A 2,705-nucleotide genomic window follows, 5' to 3' on the forward strand; every position below is an offset into this window, starting at 1 on the left:
CTTTATAAAGAAAAAATTGCAGATTCAGCTTATAGCGGTTTTTCATCATCAGATCCTTTGACTAACAATGGAAGTAATTATCTTCAACCTAACTCCTTGAGACAGACTGAAGAGATGAGGCAGTGTAGTGGTCAAGGTATATATGTATTAACTGATGGTGAACCCAACCAAAGTTCAGTGAGTATTGCGAGTAGTTTAATGGGGCGTGCACTTGATAATACAAATTTTAATTGTGATGGGAGCTTATTATCAGAAGTTAACAACCCAACTTATGGAACTGATGGGGCATGGAGCTGTATTGGCAAGTTCTCACAATCTTTATTAGACGCTACGTCTAACCCGAGTTCGTTGACCATTAAAACAGCTGTTGTTGGTTTTGGGTCGGCATTCAACTCAGTAAGTTCTTACGATAAAAGTTTATCTCAAGATCAAAATTTACAAAACGTTAATAATGCGAATTTGTCAGGGAATAGTTTGGCAAATGATATTAAGAATGCTGCACGTTGGGGAATTATTGGAGAAGGCGGTTGGTATTCAGGTAATGAGTCACAAGATGTCGTAAATAGCGTAAATGATTTTATTAGCAGCTTAAGTACAGAAATCCCTTCGGTTACCACAGGTTCACCTACAATTCCTGCGGATGCGCTGAATCCGTCCGTATTGCAAAACAATGCTTATTTCCCACAATTTCAACCTACACCAGAAAAACCAACTCAATTATGGTTGGGGAATTTGAAAAAATACTTGGTACATAGCTCAGGGAAATTGGTGGGTAAAAGTGGAGCAAGTATTTTTGATGATCGTGGAGCGATTAAAAAAGATGTAAGTGATTATTGGACTTCTGATGCAACCTCCTCAGGGGGGGTGCTTGAACAACTTAAATTACGTAGCAATACGACAGCACCAGATATAGCTTCTCGTAAACTACTCACAAACCGTACTTTTAATACAACAACTTCTGCGTTTGAAAGCGGTACGAATCTACAACGTGTCAATTTAGATTATTTAACTCAGGCAGGCACAAAAGATGATCCATATAGAGGGTATTTAATGTCTCTCTTAGGATATAAGCTGTCTGAAAGTCAACTCAATAATCCAAGCACGATAAGTAATTTGGGCGCCGTGGAAGAGCTTCGACAGTTAGGTGCTGTAATGCATTCATCTCCTGTTTTATTAACAACAGAGGGTGAAATTAAGTTTATAGATAACAAGCTTGATACAACCCAACGTAAAGACTTTGTCTTATTTGGTACAACGCAAGGTTTATTACATGTTGTAGATGCCAAAACAGGTGATGAAAAATTTGCTTTTGTACCAAATGAAATGCTTGAGAGTCAAAAAGAAGCTTTTTCAATACCAGAGTTATCTAATGGTGGTTTGAGCAAGCTCTATTATGGGGTTGATGGTCCTTGGACGGCTTATACTGAATATGCTGTCAATTCAACAGGTAAATTGGTTGTAGGAAAAGGTGCATATAGCCAAGAAGGTAAATTGAATGTATATGGCGGCTTACGCATGGGTGGGCGTAGCTATTATGCACTCGATTTGCAAGATATGAATAATCCTAAACTCAAGTTTCATATTAATCCTGATGCTGCAACCTCAGGGCCTTTAAGCTATATGGGGCAAAGTTGGTCTAAACCACGTTTGGCGTGGGTAAATTGGAAAGGAAAACGAACACAAGTGATGTTCGTTGGTGGCGGCTATGATGCTGGCGGAGTGGATGGTAATGCTAAAGATGCCGCTGGTCTGAAAGGCATCTATACTGGTTATGAAAATGATGAATATGTGCAGAACAATAAACGCGGTGCTGGTGTTTATATGTTTGATGCTGACGATGGAGAACTCTTGTGGTGGGCGAGTGCTAATGCAGGATCCAGTAGCAGTGCTTCAACAGATTCGGGCGTGATAAGAACACATCATGATGATTTAAAATATAGTGTAGTCAGTGAAATTAGAACGGTCGACCGTGACAGTGATGGTTTAACTGATCATTTATATTTTGGTGATCTGGGTGGGCAGGTATTCCGTATTGATTTGGACAATAAAACGAAGACTTTAGGTGCTTTTGCAAAGAGTCCTGTGCGTCTGTTGGATTTAACAGTCACAGGTGGGAAGAAAACACGTTTTTATGATATGCCTGCTTTTTCCTTATATAAGTCAAAGACTGGGGATACTTTTGCAGTGGTATCCATAGGTAGTGGTAATAGAAGCTCACCTTTAGCTGAATATACCAATGGCTCAGGCTATAGCGAAGACGCAATATTTAATATTTATGATAAAGATGTTGCTAATCGAGATCTATATAAGACAGGATATAGTTATACCACACGAAATATACGTAAAAATGACTTGGGTTTAATTACTGAAAGTGACCGTAAAAATGATTCGGATTTAAAAGCACCATATACGAGTAGCAACGGTTGGTATTATCCATTCCAATCTTTTAAAGTACAAAGTGAAAAAGTATATGGTACGCCAGTGGCGATGAAGTCGGTGTTGCATGTTTCTACTTTTGATGGATCTAAGCCAGGTATTTCGGGCGACTGTGGGGCAGGTGTGAAAGGAGAAAGTTTTGTAACTCGTTTTTGCTTACCTTACGGGCAATGTGAACCAAGTAAATTTGGCAATGATTGGTTTAGTAAAGATAATCAGGGCCCTGGTATTCATACTATTGCAGTAATTGGTGGTGGTACTGGTGGTGG

The 2,705-nt window shown here is 39.3% G+C and carries 1 protein-coding gene; it reads left to right on the plus strand.

Annotated features, from left to right (window positions below; all coding sequences use genetic code 11):
- Positions 1-2,705 (plus strand): pilus assembly protein (locus B4J23_RS05610; protein ID WP_291359190.1); only part of this gene is annotated, 2,705 nt, incomplete at both ends.

The organism is Acinetobacter sp. UBA3025 (assembly GCF_002367915.1).
GTDB lineage: Bacteria > Pseudomonadota > Gammaproteobacteria > Pseudomonadales > Moraxellaceae > Acinetobacter.